Origin of the sequence: Oscillibacter sp. UBA6647 (assembly GCA_002455655.1) — a bacterium.
In the GTDB taxonomy this organism is placed as follows: domain Bacteria; phylum Bacillota; class Clostridia; order Oscillospirales; family Oscillospiraceae; genus Oscillibacter.
The window spans coordinates 1-475 of record DKLF01000162.1 but is presented as its reverse complement, the minus strand read 5'-3'; the positions used below and the strand labels follow the sequence as shown (position 1 = coordinate 475).

Here is a 475-nt window from a genome sequence, read left to right as displayed (position 1 = left end):
CGAACCCTTTTCCGCGCTGGACCCGCTGGTGCGAAACGACATGCAGTTTGAGCTGCTGTCTATCCAGCGGAAGCTGGGGAAGACCGTCATTTTCATTACCCATGACATCGACGAGGCATTTCATCTTGGCGACACAGTTGCCATCATGCGGGACGGACGCCTGATTCAGGTGGACACGCCCGAAGGCATGAGCACGCGTCCGGCGGACGACTATGTGCGGCGCTTCATCGATTCCGCAGACAAATCGAAGGTTTTGTCCGTGCGTAATATTATGATTACGCCGGTGAGTTTGATTAAGCCCGGCGACGGCATTGACCATGCGCTGCGGCTGATGCGGAAAAACGCCATCTCCTCGGTGTACGTTGTGGATGGGCAGATGAAGCTTCAGGGAATTCTGACGTTGGCGGACGCCATGCGGGCCAAGCGGGAGAATCTGGATTTGACGGAAATGATCATCAAGGATGTCCCCTCGGCG

Annotated in this window: 1 protein-coding gene; it reads left to right on the top strand. The window is 56.2% G+C overall.

All coding sequences use genetic code 11. The features are described 5' to 3' along the window. Nucleotides 1–475, top strand: a 475-nt coding sequence (locus B2W96_RS11540) for a CBS domain-containing protein (protein ID WP_293010560.1), incomplete at both ends; no start/stop codon positions are given.